Source organism: Rhizobium sp. FKL33 (genome assembly GCF_005222915.1).
In the GTDB taxonomy this organism is placed as follows: domain Bacteria; phylum Pseudomonadota; class Alphaproteobacteria; order Rhizobiales; family Rhizobiaceae; genus Rhizobium_E.
Map to the genome: position 1 here is coordinate 33125 of NZ_STFX01000022.1, position 17408 is coordinate 50532.

Annotated in this window: 15 protein-coding genes; 3 read left to right on the forward strand and 12 right to left on the reverse strand. The window is 60.9% G+C overall.

Going from position 1 to position 17408, the window contains the following annotated elements; genetic code table 11:
- Positions 1-81 precede the first annotated feature (81 nt).
- From sufD to E8Q41_RS14245, 6 genes are all read right to left on the reverse strand, one after another.
- The gene (sufD, locus tag E8Q41_RS14220; RefSeq protein ID WP_137156208.1) at positions 82-1359 is read right to left on the reverse strand and encodes a Fe-S cluster assembly protein SufD; all 1278 of its coding nucleotides are present in this window, start codon (positions 1357-1359) and stop codon (positions 82-84) included.
- A gap of 15 nt (positions 1360-1374) precedes the next feature.
- On the reverse strand, positions 1375-2130 hold the full coding sequence (sufC, locus tag E8Q41_RS14225) for a Fe-S cluster assembly ATPase SufC (protein ID WP_137156209.1): 756 nt from the start codon (positions 2128-2130) through the stop codon (positions 1375-1377).
- Between the two features lie 79 nt (positions 2131-2209).
- Positions 2210-2623 carry a HEPN domain-containing protein gene (locus E8Q41_RS14230; protein WP_137156210.1) on the reverse strand — a complete coding sequence of 138 codons (414 nt, stop codon included), beginning with the start codon at positions 2621-2623 and terminating at the stop codon, positions 2210-2212.
- A complete protein-coding gene (locus E8Q41_RS14235; protein WP_246660195.1) occupies positions 2623-2982 on the reverse strand; it encodes a nucleotidyltransferase domain-containing protein in 360 nt (119 codons plus the stop codon). The genes E8Q41_RS14230 and E8Q41_RS14235 overlap by 1 nt, the downstream gene beginning before the upstream one ends.
- Positions 2982-4451, reverse strand: coding sequence for a Fe-S cluster assembly protein SufB (gene sufB / locus E8Q41_RS14240; RefSeq protein ID WP_137156211.1), 1470 nt, complete (start codon positions 4449-4451; stop codon positions 2982-2984). The genes E8Q41_RS14235 and sufB overlap by 1 nt, the downstream gene beginning before the upstream one ends.
- A gap of 133 nt (positions 4452-4584) precedes the next feature.
- Positions 4585-5748, reverse strand: a complete 1164-nt coding sequence (locus E8Q41_RS14245) for a cysteine desulfurase family protein (protein WP_137156212.1) — start codon at positions 5746-5748, stop codon at positions 4585-4587.
- A gap of 208 nt (positions 5749-5956) precedes the next feature.
- Here E8Q41_RS14245 and E8Q41_RS14250 point away from each other — a divergent pair, with 208 nt between their 5' ends.
- Positions 5957-6634 carry an alpha/beta hydrolase gene (locus E8Q41_RS14250; protein ID WP_137156213.1) on the forward strand — a complete coding sequence of 226 codons (678 nt, stop codon included), beginning with the start codon at positions 5957-5959 and terminating at the stop codon, positions 6632-6634.
- Between the two features lie 86 nt (positions 6635-6720).
- Here the strand turns inward: E8Q41_RS14250 and E8Q41_RS14255 are convergent, their stop codons facing one another.
- The 5 genes from E8Q41_RS14255 to E8Q41_RS14275 form a co-directional block, all read right to left on the reverse strand.
- Positions 6721-9045 carry a methyl-accepting chemotaxis protein gene (locus E8Q41_RS14255; RefSeq protein ID WP_170976482.1) on the reverse strand — a complete coding sequence of 775 codons (2325 nt, stop codon included), beginning with the start codon at positions 9043-9045 and terminating at the stop codon, positions 6721-6723.
- A gap of 579 nt (positions 9046-9624) precedes the next feature.
- Positions 9625-10203: a flavin reductase family protein gene (locus E8Q41_RS14260; protein ID WP_246660190.1), complete on the reverse strand. Its 579-nt coding sequence runs from the start codon at positions 10201-10203 to the stop codon at positions 9625-9627.
- A 30-nt stretch (positions 10204-10233) separates the two neighbouring features.
- Positions 10234-11367: an anhydro-N-acetylmuramic acid kinase gene (locus E8Q41_RS14265; protein ID WP_137156214.1), complete on the reverse strand. Its 1134-nt coding sequence runs from the start codon at positions 11365-11367 to the stop codon at positions 10234-10236.
- A complete protein-coding gene (locus E8Q41_RS14270; protein ID WP_137156215.1) occupies positions 11354-11674 on the reverse strand; it encodes an addiction module antidote protein in 321 nt (106 codons plus the stop codon). Before E8Q41_RS14270 ends, E8Q41_RS14265 begins: the two co-directional genes overlap by 14 nt.
- Complete coding sequence (locus tag E8Q41_RS14275) at positions 11665-11973, reverse strand: type II toxin-antitoxin system RelE/ParE family toxin (protein ID WP_137156216.1); 309 nt, start codon at positions 11971-11973, stop codon at positions 11665-11667. The genes E8Q41_RS14270 and E8Q41_RS14275 overlap by 10 nt, the downstream gene beginning before the upstream one ends.
- 135 nt (positions 11974-12108) lie before the next feature.
- Between E8Q41_RS14275 and tyrS the strand changes: the two genes are divergently transcribed.
- On the forward strand, positions 12109-13362 hold the full coding sequence (gene tyrS / locus E8Q41_RS14280) for a tyrosine--tRNA ligase (protein ID WP_137156217.1): 1254 nt from the start codon (positions 12109-12111) through the stop codon (positions 13360-13362).
- A 56-nt stretch (positions 13363-13418) separates the two neighbouring features.
- Here the strand turns inward: tyrS and E8Q41_RS14285 are convergent, their stop codons facing one another.
- Positions 13419-16805 carry a DUF3971 domain-containing protein gene (locus E8Q41_RS14285; protein ID WP_137156218.1) on the reverse strand — a complete coding sequence of 1129 codons (3387 nt, stop codon included), beginning with the start codon at positions 16803-16805 and terminating at the stop codon, positions 13419-13421.
- Positions 16806-16923: 118 nt separating this feature from the next.
- On the opposite strand from E8Q41_RS14285, the gene bcp reads away from it, so the two are divergent.
- Positions 16924-17391, forward strand: coding sequence for a thioredoxin-dependent thiol peroxidase (gene bcp, locus E8Q41_RS14290; RefSeq protein WP_137156219.1), 468 nt, complete (start codon positions 16924-16926; stop codon positions 17389-17391).
- Positions 17392-17408 lie beyond the last annotated feature (17 nt).

Sequence of the window (17408 nt, forward strand, 5' to 3'; positions counted from 1 at the left end):
GCGCTCCATGTCCCTTCGCCCCGCAATGCGGGGAGAAGGTGGCGGCAGCCGGATGAGGGGCAGCGCACCGTCATAACAGGTTTAAGCCACCTGCTTTTCCAGCCAGGCCTGGATCACGGCTTCGAGACCCTCAACCAGCGCCTCGTCGTCCAGTTCCTCGACCGTTTCCTGCACGAAGGCCTGCACGAGCAGCGCACGCGCCTTCGGCTCGGAAATGCCGCGGGATTTCAGGTAGAAGAGATGGGTGTCGGAGATATCGGCAACCGTCGCGCCATGGCCGCACTGCACGTCGTCGGCGAAGATTTCCAGCTCCGGCTTGGCGGAGAATTCGGCGTCGTCGGACAGAAGCAGCGTGTTGCACGACATCTTGGCGTCGGTCTTCTGCGCGCCGGGCGCGACGCGGATCTGGCCCTGGAACACGCCCTTGGCCTTGCCGAAGACCACATTGCGCATGACTTCCGTCGAGGTGGTGTTTTCGACGTTATGGCCGAGCACCAGCGTCACGTCGGTATGGCTTTCGCCGCCGAGCAAGTTGATGCCCCGCAGCATCAGGTCGGATCCCTCGCCGTCGACATCCACGAGGATGTCCTGACGGACGAGCTTGCCGCCGGCGTTCAGGAGATAGAGACGCAGCTTGGCGTCGCGGCCGAACTTGACGCGAATCTGGCCGAGATGCTGGTCGGAAAGACCCTGCTGCTGGGCGATGATCCAGGTCACTTCGGCGCCGGCGCCGAGCGAGATGTCGGTGACATGCGAGGTCAGCGCGGAGGCTTCGCCGCCGGCCAGATGCCGCTCGATCAAGGTCGCCTTGGCGCCCGCGCCGATATGGGCGGTCAGCCGCGTGTTGAAGAAGCCGCCGCCCTGGGCGAACTGCACTTCGACGGGCCGTTCGCTGGCGTAGCCATCCGGCAGGTTGATCCCATAGCCGTCGGTCACGAAGGCGCCGTTGAGACGCGCCACCGCGTCGTCGGCGTCGCGCAGGGTCAGCCCCTTGAGCGCGGAGCCGTCCCGCAGGCTTTCGGCATAGGTCTTGACCGACGCGCCTGAAATCGTGGCGCCCGATGCGGCTTCGCCATTGGCGACGCTGAGCACGAGCGAGCCCGCCACCAGCGGAGCCGCCGTATCCGGCGTCACCGAAGACAGCGCGGCCGGAGCCGGGCGCAGCATGGTGCGCAGGTCGGTATAGTGCCAGCTTTCGCGGCGGCGGGTGGGCAGGCCCGCGGTCTTGATGCCCTGGATCAGCGTCGAGCGCTGGGTGGTCACTGCGGCATCACCCGGCAGCTGGCCGAGCGCGCCGCCGAAGGCGTCGAGAAGCGCGCTTTCGGCCGCCGTCGGCTGGATCTGTGTCTGGATCGTCATGGCGTCAATCCCCGCTCAGGCGGCCTGGCCGATGATGTCGGCGTAACCGTTCGCTTCCAGCTCATGCGCCAGCGTCTTGTCGCCGGACTTGATGATCTGGCCCTTGTAGAGCACATGCACCGTGTCGGGCACGATATGGTCGAGCAGGCGCTGATAGTGGGTGATCACCACCACGGCGCGATCAGGCGACCGCAACGCGTTGACCCCATCGGACACGATCTTCAGCGCGTCGATATCGAGGCCGGAATCGGTTTCGTCGAGCACGCAGAGCTTCGGCTGCAGCAGCGACATCTGCAGGATCTCGGCGCGCTTCTTTTCGCCGCCGGAGAAGCCGACATTGAGCGGACGCTTGAGCATGTCCGGATTGATCTGCAGCTCGGCGGAGGCGGCCTTCACCAGCTTCATGAATTCGGGCGTGGTCAGCTCGGCCTCGCCGCGCGCCTTGCGCTGCTCGTTCATGGCGACCTTCAGGAACTGCATGGTGGCGACGCCCGGAATTTCGACCGGATACTGGAAGGCCAGGAAGATGCCCTTGGCGGCGCGCTCGGCCGGATCAAGTTCCAGAATGCTCTCGCCGTTGAACAGGATGTCGCCTTCGGTCACTTCATAGTCTTCGCGGCCCGACAGGATGTAGGAGAGCGTCGATTTGCCCGAGCCGTTCGGCCCCATAATGGCCGCCACTTCGCCGGCCTTCACGGTCAGGTTCAGGCCGCGAATGATCTCCGTGCCGTCTTCGGCGATGCGGGCGTGCAGGTTTCTGATTTCAAGCATGGTGTTTCTTCCTGTCATATCGCGGGTTTCAAGGACCCGCATATTTCCAATTCATTCTCCCCGGCGGAACCGGGATTGTTCAGTTTCCGGCGGCGAAGCGCTCCATCACCGCGCCAGCGTCGCGCAACAGGACCTCCACCTTCGGGGTCAGCACATCGAAGCGCCGATCATCGAAATCCGCCAGCGTGCCCTTTGGGCTAGGATAGCGGTATCGGGTCGCGGCCGGCGAAAGTTCGTCCAGTTCAAGAAACCGCTCGAACAGCGGGTGTCCCTTCGGAAGCAGATCCGCGAGGCCACGGATGTTGTGCATGGTTCCCGCAGGCACGGATTCAGTCTCCAGTATTCCTCGCAGAAGCTTCTCCACCGCCTGCTGCAGAAAGTACGCGGCCTGCCGTCGATGATCCGTCCGCAACTGCATGGCCACTTCGAATTCTTCCTTCGCAAGCTGAAGGAAAGCTCGAACCCTGAGCCGCTGAAGATCCTCCGGCGTCATCAGGGCGCCTCGCCATAGACCAGTCGCCCATGATCCACGATCTGCCGAACGAATGACGTCTTCAACCCAAGACTGGCGCGGTAGACCTCCATGTCACAGGGCACGACATCAGCTCCAATTCCCGTGTCGCGCAGCGGCGCATCGACCAATTCATAGTCGTCACAACCGAAGCTTCCGTTTTCGCGCGCGAGGACCAAAAGATCGAAGTCGCTGTCATCCCGGGCAGAACCTGTCGCACGGCTGCCGAACAGCCAGATTGCCTGGGGATCGAGCGCTTTCGACAGCCGATCCACAAGAACGGCCAATGCGGCTCCCTCGCTGTCTCGTCCGCCGAAATTGGCTCGAACCGCTCCCATCATCACCCCACCGAACCCTCGAGCGAGATGTTGATCAGCTTCTGCGCTTCCACCGCAAATTCCATCGGCAGTTCCTGAATGACTTCGCGCACGAAGCCATTGACGATCAGCGCCAGCGCCGCCTCTTCGGGAATGCCGCGCTGCATGCAGTAGAACAGATGGTCCTCCGACACTTTCGATGTCGTCGCCTCGTGTTCGAGCTGCGCCTTGGAATTCTTGGCCTCGATATAGGGCACGGTATGGGCGCCGCATTTGTCGCCGATCAGCAGGCTGTCGCACTGGGTGAAGTTGCGCGCATTCTCCGCCTTGCGGTGGATCGACACCTGGCCGCGATAGGTGTTCTGCGAACGGCCGGCGGAAATGCCCTTGGAGATGATGCGGCTCGACGTGTTCTTGCCGAGATGGATCATCTTGGTGCCGCTGTCGACCTGCTGATAGCCGTTGGAGACGGCGATCGAATAGAATTCGCCGCGCGAGCCGTCGCCGCGCAGAATGCAGGACGGATATTTCCAGGTGATCGCCGAACCGGTTTCCACCTGCGTCCAGGAGATCTTGGAATTCTTGCCCCGGCAATCGCCGCGCTTGGTGACGAAATTGTAGATGCCGCCCTTGCCGTTCACATCGCCCGGATACCAGTTCTGCACCGTCGAATATTTGATCTCGGCGTCATCGAGCGCCACGAGTTCGACCACGGCGGCGTGAAGCTGGTTCTCGTCGCGCTGCGGCGCGGTGCAGCCTTCGAGATAAGAGACGTAAGCGCCCTCTTCCGCGATGATGAGCGTCCGCTCGAACTGGCCGGTGTTCTTCTCATTGATGCGGAAATAGGTCGACAGCTCCATCGGGCAACGCACGCCCTTGGGCACATAGACGAAGGAGCCGTCGGTGAAGACGGCGCAATTCAGCGTCGCGTAGAAATTGTCGGAGACCGGCACGACCGAACCCAGATATTTGCGCACCAGATCGGGATGCTCGCGCAGCGCTTCCGAGATCGACATGAAGATCACGCCGGCCTTCTTCAGCTCTTCCTTGAAGGTGGTGACGACCGAGACGGAATCGAACACGGCGTCGACGGCGATCTTGCGGTTCTGCACGCCGGCAAGAATCTCCTGCTCGCGCAGGGGAATGCCGAGCTTCTCATAGGTCTTCAGGATCTCGGGATCGACATCGTCGATCGACATCGGGCCGGACTGGCTCTTCGGCGCGGAATAATAGCTGATCGAGTTGAAATCGATCTTGGGATATTCGACACGCGCCCATTCCGGCTCGACCATGGTCAGCCAGCGGCGATAGGCGTCGAGCCGCCATTCCAGCATCCATTCCGGCTCGTCCTTTTTGGCCGAGATCAGACGAATGACATCTTCGTTCAGGCCGGGCGGCAGCGTGTTGGATTCGATATTGCTTTCGAAGCCGTATTTGTACTGGTCCACATCGATCGCGCGGACCTGGTCTATGGTCTCTTGAACCGCAGCCATGTCGATCTCCAATCTTGCCGGGTCAAGGCCGGCAGCTTGTTGTCGTTTGACGGTTTACACCGCCGCTATATAGGTTTGCCAGAAGGCGTTTTTCACCGTTCAGGCAAGCGGAAAATTGATTTTCCGCACAAAATTACGCTGCATCCGCCTTGCCCAGCCGCGAGGCGACCTTGCGGAACGCCTCAAGAAATCGGACGGCGTCCTCCTCGCTCGTATCGGGGCCAATCGAAATACGCAGCGCGCCCAGCCTGGGATCTAACCCCATCGCCTTGAGCACATGGCTTTCGCTGACTTTGCCCGAAGAACAGGCAGAACCAGCCGACAGCGCCACGCCTTCGAGATCGAAAGCGATCTGTCCCGTCTCCGGCTTCAGACCATCCAGCGAGAAGAAGGACGTATTGGGCAGACGCGGCGCGCTGCGGGCGTGGACGACCATATCGGGCGCAATCGCCGCCATTTGCGCTTCGATCCGGTCGCGCAGCGCGCCGAGCGAGGCGGCGCGCATGTCGATGTCCCGGGCTGCAAGCGCGGCAGCCGCGCCGAACCCGGCGATGGCGCCGGCGTTTTCCGTACCGGAACGATGGCCCTTTTCCTGCCCGCCGCCGCGTAGAAGCGGCGCCGGCATTAAGGTTTCGCCACGTGCGACCAACGCGCCTGCGCCTTTCGGGCCGCCGATCTTGTGCGACGACAGGATCAGGAAATCAGCTTCAAGCGCTTCGATATCGAGCGGCAACCGGCCGAGCGCCTGCACAGCGTCGACCACCAGCAAGCCGCCGGCCTGATGCGTTAGCCGGGCGATCTCGGCGATCGGCTGCAGCACGCCGGTTTCGTTGTTCGCCGCCATGACAGCCACCATTGGCAGGCCGGACGCCTTGTCATGGGCATCGAGCAGCGCCGACAGCGCATCGTGATCGACGACGCCGTCGCGATCGACAGGAATGAGCGTCACGGATTCGGCGGGGAAGCGTCCGCCGTCGAACACCGCCTTATGCTCGATCCCGGAGACATAGAGTCGGCTCACGGCAAGCGGCGCCCTGCCCATACGGAAATCGGGCGTCAGAATGAGATTGGCCGCTTCGGTGGCCCCGCTGGTGAAGGTGACATTGGCGGCTTTGCCGCCGACCGCTTCCGCCACCAGCCGGCGCGCGGTCTCGATCTCGCGCCTGATCGCGCGGCCTTCATTGTGAACCGAAGACGGATTGCCGGGCATGAAGCTCACGCGCAGGAAGGCCTCGCGCGCTTCATCGAGAAGCGGCGCGGTGGCGTTCCAGTCCAAATAGGCGCGCGGGCGGTTCATTCTGGCCTTTCACGGTGTCGGACGATGCGCCGAGCGCATTTTCCTTGAAATTCTTGTCCTGCCTGTCCTATGAAGCGTCACACGAAACGGGCCAAGGCCCCAACTTTCGAATGGTTCTAAACTAGCTCTTAGAAAAGCTGACTTGTTTCGTCAAGACTGGATTCTGCTTTCCGGGCTTTTTTAGCGAACCGTCAACAGCGGAGTGAGAATGCCTGAAGTCATCTTCAATGGTCCTGCCGGACGCCTGGAAGGCCGCTACCAGCCCTCGAAGCAGAAAAGCGCGCCGATCGCGATCATCCTTCATCCGCATCCGCAGTTCGGCGGCACGATGAACAACCAGATCGTCTACCAGCTGTTCTACATGTTCCAGAAGCGCGGCTTCACGACGCTCCGCTTCAATTTCCGCTCCATCGGCCGCAGCCAAGGCGAATTCGACCATGGCGCCGGCGAATTGTCCGACGCCGCGTCCGCGCTCGACTGGGTGCAGGGCCTGCATCCCGATTCGAAGAGCTGCTGGGTCGCCGGCTATTCGTTCGGCGCCTGGATCGGCATGCAGCTGCTGATGCGCCGCCCGGAAATCGAGGGTTTCATCTCGGTCGCGCCGCAGCCGAACATCTACGACTTCTCCTTCCTCGCCCCCTGCCCGTCCTCGGGCCTCATCATCAACGGCGACTCCGACAAGGTCGCGCCGGAGAAGGATGTGATCGGCCTGGTGGACAAGCTCAAGCAGCAGAAAGGCATCCTGATCACCCACAAGACGGTGCCGGGCGCCAACCACTTCTTCTCGGGCCAGATGGAGCCGCTGATCGACGAATGCGGCGATTACCTCGACCGTCGCCTGGCCGGCGAACTCGTGCCGGAACCGGCGGCCAAGCGCATCAGATAATCCATTCTATTTCCAGATCAAATGCATTCGGCCCGCGAGCATGCTCACGGGCCTTTTGTTTACACGGTGTGCTTCTGCAATAACGCTCAGTAAGCGCGAGCCTTGAACTCCGGATCCTCGCCGTCAGGACCACCCATCGCCATGTCCAGGACCAGGCCTTTGACACGGGCCTGCTGGCCAGCAACGGATTGGGCGGAATTGTGCATGGAAGCTCTCGGCGTCAATTTGCTCGGGCTCTTGTTCCTCGGCTGAGCATAGATCGACTGATTGCGGTTTGGACCTTTGGCCTCCCGGGCATCGTCGACCTTGAAGAAGGCGATGGAGGTCTGAAGTTCCTCTGCCTGGGCTGCGAGTTCCTCGGAGGTCGCGGACATCTCCTCGGAGGCTCCGGCGTTCTGCTGCGTCACCTTGTCGAGTTGCTGGATCGCTTCGTTGATCTGTGCCGCGCCGATGTCCTGTTCGCGGCAGGCGGCTGAAATTTCGGCAACCAGTTCGGCAGTCTTGCGAATGTCGGGAACGAGACGCGAGATCATGAGCCCTGCTTCGGTCGCCACCTGCACCGTATCTCCGGACAGGGCGCTGATTTCGGAAGCGGCGGATTGGCTGCGTTCGGCAAGCTTTCGAACTTCGGAGGCGACAACGGCGAAGCCTTTGCCATGTTCTCCGGCGCGGGCCGCTTCCACCGCAGCATTCAGAGCGAGAAGATCGGTCTGACGGGCGATTTCCTGCACAATGGAGATTTTCTCGGCGATGGCCCGCATGGCGGACACCGCCCGGTTGACCGCTTCGCCTGAGGCTTCAGCATCCTTCGAGGATTGACGGGCGATTTTTTCGGTCTGGGCGGCATTGTCGGCATTCTGCTTGATGTTGGCGGCCATCTCCTCCATGGAAGCGGACGCTTCTTCAGCCGCAGCGGCTTGTTCCGTGGCGCCCTGAGACAGTTGCTCCGAACCGGAGGACAATTGCTGCGAACCGGCGGAGACATTCTGGCTTGCGGCCATCGCATCGGAAACGACCCCACGAAGGCGGTCGACCATGGATACAAGCGCCATTCCCAGCCTGTCCTTGTCCGACAGCGGCTGAGGTTCGACGGTCAGGTCGCCGCCGGCGATCAGGTCGGCTATCGACGCCGTGTTGCGGAGATTGTCGACCAGATTGTTGATCGCGACCTTCATCCGCTCGTGATCGCCTTCACATTCGATCTCCACGCGCTGCGTGAGATCGCCGATACTGACCTGGCGAAGAACGCGGTTGCCCTCGGAGATCGGAAGGATTATGGCGTCCAGCATACCGTTGATGCCGGAAACCAGCTTGGCGAAATCGCCGACAAAGTGGTTCGCAGCGCCGCGCTCGGAAAGTTTGCCGGCGGTCGAGGCGACGATCAGGCGCTGCAGTTCGGTGGTTATGGCCCGTAAATTCTTACGTAGCGTTTCGATGGTCTCGTTGATGAACGCTTTCTTGCCGGGAAATTGCTCGAGCGGCGCTTCGAAATCGCCTTCGCCCAACTGCTTCACGCAGGCCATGGCTTTCTTTTTGACGGCGATATGACCGATGACCATGTCGTTGACGCCCTTCGCCATCACGGCGAAATCGCCCTTGAACTTCTCGACGGGCACAAAGACGTCAATGTCGCCCTTGTCGTGCTCCACCGACATCCTGTTCATTTCGGAGATCAACCCTTTGAGGTTGGCGCGCAGAGTCTCGATCGTCTCGTTGATGAAGGCCTTCTTACCGGGAAACTGTTCGAGCGAGGCTTCGAAATTACCCTCCCCCATTTCCTTCACGCAAGCCATGGCCTTTTTCTTGACGGAAATATGGGCGCCGACCATGTCGTTGACGCCCTTCGCCATCACGGCGAAATCGCCCTTGAATTTCTCGACGGGCACGAAGACGTCGATGTCGCCCCTGTCATGCGCCGCCGACATTGCGTTCATATCGGAAATCAACCCCCGCAGATTGGCCCGCAAAGTATCGATCGTCTGGTTGATAAACGCCTTTTTGCCGGGAAGTTGCTCGAGCGAAGCATCGAAATTGCCCTCGCCAAATTCCTTGATGCAGGCCATGGCCTTCTTCTTCACGGCGATATGGGCGTTGACCAGATCATTGACGCCTTTGGCCATGACGGCAAATTCGCCTCTGAACTCGTCCGACGGCAGCATGACGTCGATATCGCCTTTTTCGTGCTCGACGGTCACGTATGTGAGGGCGGCCCGAAGCTTCTGCATCGGTTGCATGCCGGCCTCAAGCAAGGCGTTCACAGCCGCCAGCATCTCCCGGGCTTCGCCCGTTGCTGCATTGAGATCTGCACGCTCTGAAAGGCTCCCGCCCGAAACGGCAGCCGTTACACGCTGAATCTCCGCAAGCGCAGCCTGCGGCTTCGACGATTTCTTCATTTGAGTGTAGAAAGACATTCCAGATCCCCTATCCTAAGCTGCATTCGCACAAGTTGAGCCCGCCAGACTTCTTTCCATCGCGTTCAGCCCGTTGTCGATCGACCAATCGATGAGTCGATACAGCCAAAGCGAGTAGCTGGAGTGGATTTGAAAACATGCAGGATTCACACCGCCGTAGAACTCTTCTCTCCTCAGCTGCCCTCATCTCGAATGACCACACGCAACCTGGGGCAACAGATCATGAAAACAGGCGCACACTCCATTCGCCAAAAAACGCAAGATATCTACCTTATTGAACCAAGAGACCTACACGCTCAACGCGCAGAGAAGATCTGCCTTACGCTGCATTTGTTCAATTTGAGATGATTTATTTAATTTGTTGCTAATTCACCATTCTGCGTTTTAGCAGTGCGAACGATGAAATTTCATGGTTGCATGCACTCGCAAGCGCCGATAAATTCTCGTCAACAGTGACTTTTTGTTGCATATTCAGCGTTGGGCATTGACCCAGGCGACATTTTAAGTCGATGGATCGCCCTTCTTCATAGAAAAGCGGAAGAGCCGTCGCGGACGAGAGTCGTGCAGTAAGCGCGGAAACTATTCCGCCACGTTGACCGCATCGCCGATCGTATAAAACTGACCGCCAGCAACATAGTGAATGCTTCTAAGCGAGGGGCTCGCCTCCTCAAACCGCCAATGCCCGTCCCGGAACACGCGGGCGTCGGCCCAGGCTCCGACGATCTCGCCGATAAACAGGTCGTATCGGTCCTGAACCGCGATTTCCGGCAGCAGGCGGCAGGAAAGCCAGGCGGTACAACCGGCCACGAAGGGCTGATCGTGACCTTCGAATTGGAAAAGTTCGACGCCGGCCTTTTTGAGTTTTTCGGGATCGTCATGCAGGCTGGAATGTCCGAGGTCATAGGTAAGCCTGGCCTGGTTCACCGTCGGAACCTGGACGACGAACGTCCCGGACTTTTCCAGCAATTTGCGGGTCATCGTCGCGCTGTCGAGCACCACGGTCAGCTTTGCCGGGCGGTAGTCGAGGCCGCACACCCATGCCGCAGCCATCACGTCGTCAATTCCCGCATGTCGGGCCGACACCAGCACGGTCGGTCCGTGGTTCACGAGCCGATAGGACTTCTCGAGCTCTACGGGCGCAATATGGTCGATGGACAATAGACTATCCTCAATGCTTACGATCTTGTCTCAAGCGCAATCCGCCAATTGGGGCATCGCCAACACCCCGCCGCTTACCGGCTCCGCCACGCCCGTCGTGCCGGGAAAACTGAGCGGCAGCCCCCTGGCTGAGCGGACTGCCAGATAAGCCCAGGCCTCCGCCTCCATGCCGTCGCCGGAAAAGCCGAAGCGCTCCGCGGGCGCGACGACCATGGGCGCAAGAACCTCGGCGAGATCCTGCATGATGACGCTGTTGAGCCGTCCGCCGCCGCAGATGACGGCGAGCGCGGGCCGCTCGGGCAGATGGCGCAGCGAGCGCTCGATCGCCTCCGCCGTCAGCCGCGCCAGGCTGCGCGCGCCGTCATACAGCCCGATCTCGCCGGGGACAGGAGGACGGAAATCGTTGCGATCCAACGAGATGCGTTCGGTGGAGATGAAAAAGGGTTGATCGAGATAACGATCGATCAGCGCCCTGACGACAACGCCTTCAGAGGCGATCGCGCCGCCCTGGTCGAAAGGCAGTCCCGCCTCCTCTTCCACCCACTGGTCGATCAGCGTGTTTCCGGGACCGGAATCATAGGCGATGATCTCGCCCTTCGCGCCGATGAAGGTGAGGTTGGAAATGCCGCCGATATTGACGAACATCGTCGCCCGGCCTGCATAAAGCTCGAGGCCTGCCGCCAGTGCGGCGTGATAGGCAGGCGCCAGCGGCGCGCCTTGCCCGCCATGCGCCATGTCGTTGGCGCGCATGTCATAGACGACCGGAATGCCGGTTTCCCGGGCGAGCAGGGCTCCGTCGCCGATCTGCACCGTCAACGCTTGACGCGGCCGGTGCAGCACGGTCTGTCCGTGAAAGCCGATCCGGTCGACCGTCACTGGATCGATCGCGAACCGGTCCAGGAAGGCCTTCACCGCTACGGCATGCCGCTCAGTCAGTTCGCGCTCAACCTCTTTGAGATCGCCGGGACGCTCCTCTCGCGACATGATCGTTTTGGCCGTTTCAAGCGCCGCCTGCAGCCGCCTGCGAAAGGCGGACTCATAGGGGATGCTCATCGAGGGACCGCGCTCGACGCGGCGCTCGCCATCGGTGCGGATCAACGCCACATCGATGCCATCCATCGACGTGCCGCTCATGAGACCGATCGCCGTCTCAAGCTGCAGCATGATCTTCGGCTTCCGGCGCTTTGGCAACGAGTTTGGCGGACAGCTTCACCCCGAGCGCATCCAGGATTTTCATGATCGAGGCGAATTCGGGATTCCCCTCGCCGCTCAGCGCCTTGTAGAGCGCCGACCGGCTCATGCCGACATCGCGGGCAAGCTGGCTCATGTTGCGCGCTCGCGCGACGACGCCCACGCAGCGTGCGATGAAGGCGGGGTCGCCCTCTTCGAACGCGGCAGCCAGAAACTCCTCGATCGCCTCGTCGCTATCGAGATATTTCGCAGCGTCGAACGGTTTCGTGATCAGTCCCATGCGCGTTCCTTCCATTCTTTGGCGAGCCGTTTTGCTTCCTTGATGTCACGCTCCTGGCGCGACTTGTCTCCGCCGCACAGCAACAAAATGATGACGGGCCCTCTCTGCGTGAAGTACAGTCGATAACCCGGACCATAGTCTATCAGCGCCTCGGAAACGCCATCGCCCACCGGCTTTCCATCACCGAGCGCCCCGTTCTCCATCCGCACGAGACGCATCGTGATCCGGGCTCTGGCCCTGTCATCTTTCAGGCCCTCAAGCCACGCATCGAAAACATCGGTCGTGAAAACGTTGATCATGCGAAACTGTACTGCACAGAGGACACATTCGCAATCGCCACCCGCCCCATCACGCCTTTTCATGGCTCCAAGGGGTGCAAGTCTGGAAAAACTTTGCTAAAGGCGCGCTCGTATTCCATCCGAAAGCAGAAGACCATGTCCAAGTTCAAGTCCGAATTCCTGCACACTCTTTCCGAACGCGGCTTCATCCATCAGATCTCCGATGAAACCGGCCTCGACGACCTGCTTTCGAAGGAAATCGTCACCGCCTATATCGGCTATGATCCCACCGCCTCCTCGCTCCATGCCGGATCGCTGATCCAGATCATGATGCTGCACTGGTTCCAGGCGACGGGACACCGTCCGATCTCGCTGATGGGCGGCGGCACCGGCATGGTCGGCGACCCCTCCTTCAAGGACGAAGCCCGCCAGCTGATGACGCTCGACACGATCGAGAACAACATCGCCTCGATCAAGAAGTGCTTCGCCAACTACATGACCTATGGCGATGGCCCCAAGGACGCGTTGATGATCAACAACGCCGACTGGCTGCGCGGGCTCAACTATCTCGAATTCCTGCGTGATGTCGGCCGTCATTTCTCGGTGAACCGCATGCTGTCCTTCGACAGCGTCAAGACGCGCTTGGACCGCGAACAGTCGCTGTCCTTCCTGGAATTCAACTACATGATCCTCCAGGCCTACGACTTCGTCGAGCTCAACAAGCGTTACGACGTGCGGCTGCAGATGGGCGGCTCCGACCAATGGGGCAACATCGTCAACGGCATCGATCTCGGCCATCGCATGGGCACGCCGCAGCTCTACGCGCTGACCTCGCCGCTGCTGACCACGTCTTCCGGCGCCAAGATGGGCAAGTCCGCCACGGGCGCCGTCTGGCTTAACGCCGACATGCTCTCGGCCTATGATTTCTGGCAGTACTGGCGCAACACCGAAGACGCCGATGTCGGTCGCTTCTTGAAGCTCTACACCACGCTGCCGATGGACGAAATCGCCAGGCTGTCCGCCCTCGGCGGATCGGAGATCAACGAGGTCAAGAAGATCCTGGCGACCGAAGTCACCGCCATGCTGCATGGCCGCGCGGCGGCGGAACAGGCGGCGGAGACGGCGCGCAAGACTTTCGAGGAAGGCGCGCTCGACGCCAATCTGCCGACCGTCGAACTGGCCAAGTCCGAAATCGACGCCGGCGTCGGCCTTCTGGCGCTCTTCGTCAAGGCCGGCCTCGCTGCGTCCAACGGCGAAGCCCGCCGCCACGTCCAGGGCGGCGCGGTCAAGATCAACGACAAAACCGTCAGCGACGAGAAGTCGGTGATCGGCGCGGGCGACGTCACCGCAGACGGCGTAATCAAGCTGTCGCTCGGCAAGAAGAAGCACGTGCTGGTCAAGCCCGTCTGAACCTTGCGCACAAGCTCCGAATTTCCGCGCCGCGTCCTCATTGGGCGCGGCGTTTCTCATTCGAATTCAAAGATGTTGCGGAAGACGCCCGGCGCAATCAGCGACAGCGGATTGACGGTCAGTTGCGCCGCATCGAACGGACCCTCCAGCTTGAAGGTGATCCCGAGCAGGCCCCTATCACGGCCGTTGCCGAGAATATCGCCGATGATCGGCAACTGCCCGAACAGGCTGTTGATGCCGTAGACCGGCATGAAAGTCCCGGTGACATTGATCCGGCCTCGCGGATCCCGCACCACGCCCTGGAATGTCGCGCCGACCTGGTCGCCACGCACGATGCCGTTCTGCACGCTGATCAAACCGCCATCGATCGACAGCCGCGCAAAACCACGGCGGAACTTCTGGGAGCTGGTGTCGATCTCGGTCTTCAGCGCATCGGTCAGGCTTTCGCCATTCGCGCCGGTGCGGGCGGAGACAAGAGATTTCAGCCGCTGTTCATTGACGAGAGAAAAATTGCGGATATCGACCGATCCGCGCCAGGACTTGTTGCCGCGCGCTGTCAGCTTCACGTTCAGCAAGCCGCCATTCATGTTCTTGTAAACATCCGCAAAACGGGCGAGCGCGCCGGCGTCGCCGCTGGCGATCTCGAACGCGCCGGTTGATGCATTCTTGCGCACCACCACGGCCTGGCCCGAGCGGGTGACGCCGCTGAATTCAAGCGTCGAGATTTCTCCTTTGCGGGTGGCCATGCTCAGCCGCACACCGGAGAGGCTTTCCTTGTTGTAGCCGCCGACGGCGCCCAGATTGGCGCTGATCAGATTGCTGCTCGCATCCTTGCCGCCATCGCTTTCACCCGCGCCATTGTCGTCCTTCAGCTTCGCCAAGAGCGGGCGCAGGTCGATGCTGTCGCCGGTCACATCGACCGCGAAGCCATTGCGCTTACGGTCGACAGACACCGCGAAATCGTCTCCGCCCGAGAGTTTGATCTTCTTGAAATTGGCGGAAGCCAGTCCCTTTTTATCGAGCTTCAGCACGCCGGACGCCCCGAAACCGTCACCACCGAGCTTAAAACTGTCGAGCGTCGTCACGCCGTCGACGGACGAGATGGAAAATTCCGCCGCAGCCGACACGCCGGGCCCTTTTCGCCAGCCGATCCCTGGGACAGACAGCGAAGCTGCCGTGAGGTCGAGCTTGACCTTGTCGGGGCTCTTCGCGTCTCCACGCATGTCAAGCCCCACGGACCCTGACACCACCTCGGTCAAGCCGGGCCCGATGGACGATAGCTTGTCCTCGCCGATGTCGCCGAAGACCCGCCACTTCCTCAGCTCCGTTTTGTCGGCGCGAGCCGGCTCCGTGGCCTCGATGTTGAGCTTCATGCCGTCGATCGACGCCGTTGCGGCGAGTTCCGCGCTGTTCTGATCGATCCACAGTTTTCCGGAGAGGTTTTCGATCTTCTTGTCGCGGAAAGGCTTCTTGAGCGCCATATCGGAGAGCGACAGATCGGCCGTAAAGGCTGGCGGCGGCGGATGTTGATCTTGTTCCAATCCGAAGACGCCCTGGATCTGCCCGGACACATTTCCCGACAGGTCGCTAGGAGCGAAAGGCGCGCGCGATGTCGCATTGATCGGCGGAAAACTCGCGAGTTCCGCGGCCGCGGCGGCAGGCCCCTTTGCCGCCAGGTCGAGCGCGGCCATGAGCGGTTTGGTCGAGATATCCTTGATGACGAGATTGCCGCCATCGCTTGTCAGGGTTCTCCCCGAAGGCAAGGGTATCTGTCCCTTGGAGATGCTCACCTTGACCATGCGATCGATCATCTCAACCCGGCCGCTGGTTTTCGTCGCCTGGGGCATGGTCTTGTTGAACCGGATCGACGCGTCTTCCACATCCAGCGAAATCTTGATTTCGCCGGGTTCGAAACGGATGGGGATGGGATGTTCTGGAATGCGGCCGGCGGCAAGATTCACATCGATCTGGCCATTGCGGACCTTGCCGCCCTCCACATTGTGAATGACCCAGTTTCGCACCTTCGCAGCATACCAATAGGGCCATAGTCGCCGCACCGAATCGACCGTCAGTTCGTCCGAGCGCGCCGCGAAACTCACCGCCGGAGACGGTTCGACAAAGCGCGCCGCCAGCGATCCGGCAAAATTGCCTTCTGCGGTCGAGACGCCGATCGTGTCGAGCTGAAGCAAGCGCGGCTCAGGCGCAAAAAAGCCAGAGACCTGCAAGCTGAAAGGCTGCGGCGGAAGGTTGACGCCCTCGGCATCCGCCCTCGCCTCGTTGGAGACGACTTCGAAAGCATATCCAGGCGGCTGATTTTTCTGCACGCGGTCGAGATCGATCAGCGTGCCGACCAGCGGCAATCGCGTTTTGCCGGCCAGGATCTGGCCGCTTTCGAGGATGAATTTCCGGTTGGCGAAATCGTAACGAAGCAGGCCTTCGCCCTTCTCGACCTGCTGGGTGATGCTGTCGGCGTAGAAAAGGCCGGGGCGGGCGCCGATACGGACCAGGAGTGACTTGTCGCGTTCCGCCGTGAGGCCGATGTCGAGCGGCATTTCGACGCCAAAGCGTTTTTCGCCGGTGATCTTGCTGCGCTTCATGATGAAGGAGCCGGACGGCAGGTTCTCGACATTCACGTTCAGCGCCGTAGCCTTGTCCCCGTTCGCGTCGAGCGCAACAGTGATGCCGGGACGAATGTCACCGAACTGAGCGTCCGTCCTCAGCACATACCGCCCCTGATCTGGGTGGGTGAGATCGAAACCGACCAGGGAAACGCTGTCCCCATGTTTCGTTGGACGCGGCAGCTTCAAGGACAACCGCTCGGCTGCGATATCCCTCACATCGGCGCGCCGTAAGGCGGCGACCAGACCGTCGAGCGCCGGAAAGGCCCTGTCCAGCGCTGCGGGGATAGCATCTATCCTGAGCGCCTTGAAATCGATCGGAGAGCCCGCCGGCAGAAAACGAAGATCACCTTCCGCCGAACCTATTTCCGCGCGCGATACCACGATCCGCCCCATCATCAGCGCCAGCGGGCTGATCGCCACCTTGAGGCTGTCGGTCTTGAGCGCCACAATGCCCGTGGGCTTATGGGTGATGGTCACGTCGCCAGCCGCAAGACCGAGCAGCCAGGTCTGCGTGAACCGCAGCCGCACGGAGCCGACGGCAGGCTGGAAATCCGCGCCGAGCGCGGCGGAAAGTTCATGCTCCGCCCGCGCCGTGAGCGTGTCGTCGAGATAGCCTTCTTCCAGAGCGATAAGGGCGCCGCTGAACAAAACCGACAGGATCAGCACCACAGCCGCCAGCAGTTTGGCCAGCGCGTGCATCGGACCCCGCGCCTTGGGCGTCGCGAGGACAGGGGCTTCGGGGCGCTGGCACGACGGCAAATCGTCGAGGGGACGATAGTCGCCCTTTCCAAACACCACCTTTTCGCCGCGAATGTGATCCAAGCCGCAAACCTCTTTCGGTCGAACATCGTATATACGATGTCGCGATTCCGACGAACCGCTCTTATCTCAATTGAATGATTTGCACAGCGTAGATGCTGAGAAAGGCTCGATAAACGCCATGGCCGAACTCAAAGCCGGTGACAAAGCCCCGCAATTCACGCTGCCGCGAGACGGCGGCGGCAGCGTGTCCCTCGCCGAACATTCCGGCAAGAAAGTGGTGCTGTATTTCTACCCCAAGGACAATACCGAGGGCTGCACGATCGAGGCCATCGATTTCACCCGTCTTTTGCCGGAATTCGAAGCGGCCGGCGCCGTGGTGATCGGCATGTCGCCGGACAGCGTGAAAAAGCACGACAATTTTTGCAAGAAACACTCTCTCGGCGTCATTCTCGCCTCGGACGAAAGCACCGAGACGCTCGCCGCCTATGGCGTCTGGGCCGAAAAGAGCATGTATGGCAAGAAGTATATGGGCGTGGAGCGCACCACGGTGCTGATCGGCGCCGACGGCGTCATTCTCAAGGTCTGGCCCAAGGTCAAAGTGGCCGGTCACGCCGAGGAAGTTCTTGAAGCGGTGAAGTCGCTTTAATAAGTGGAATCGGACTG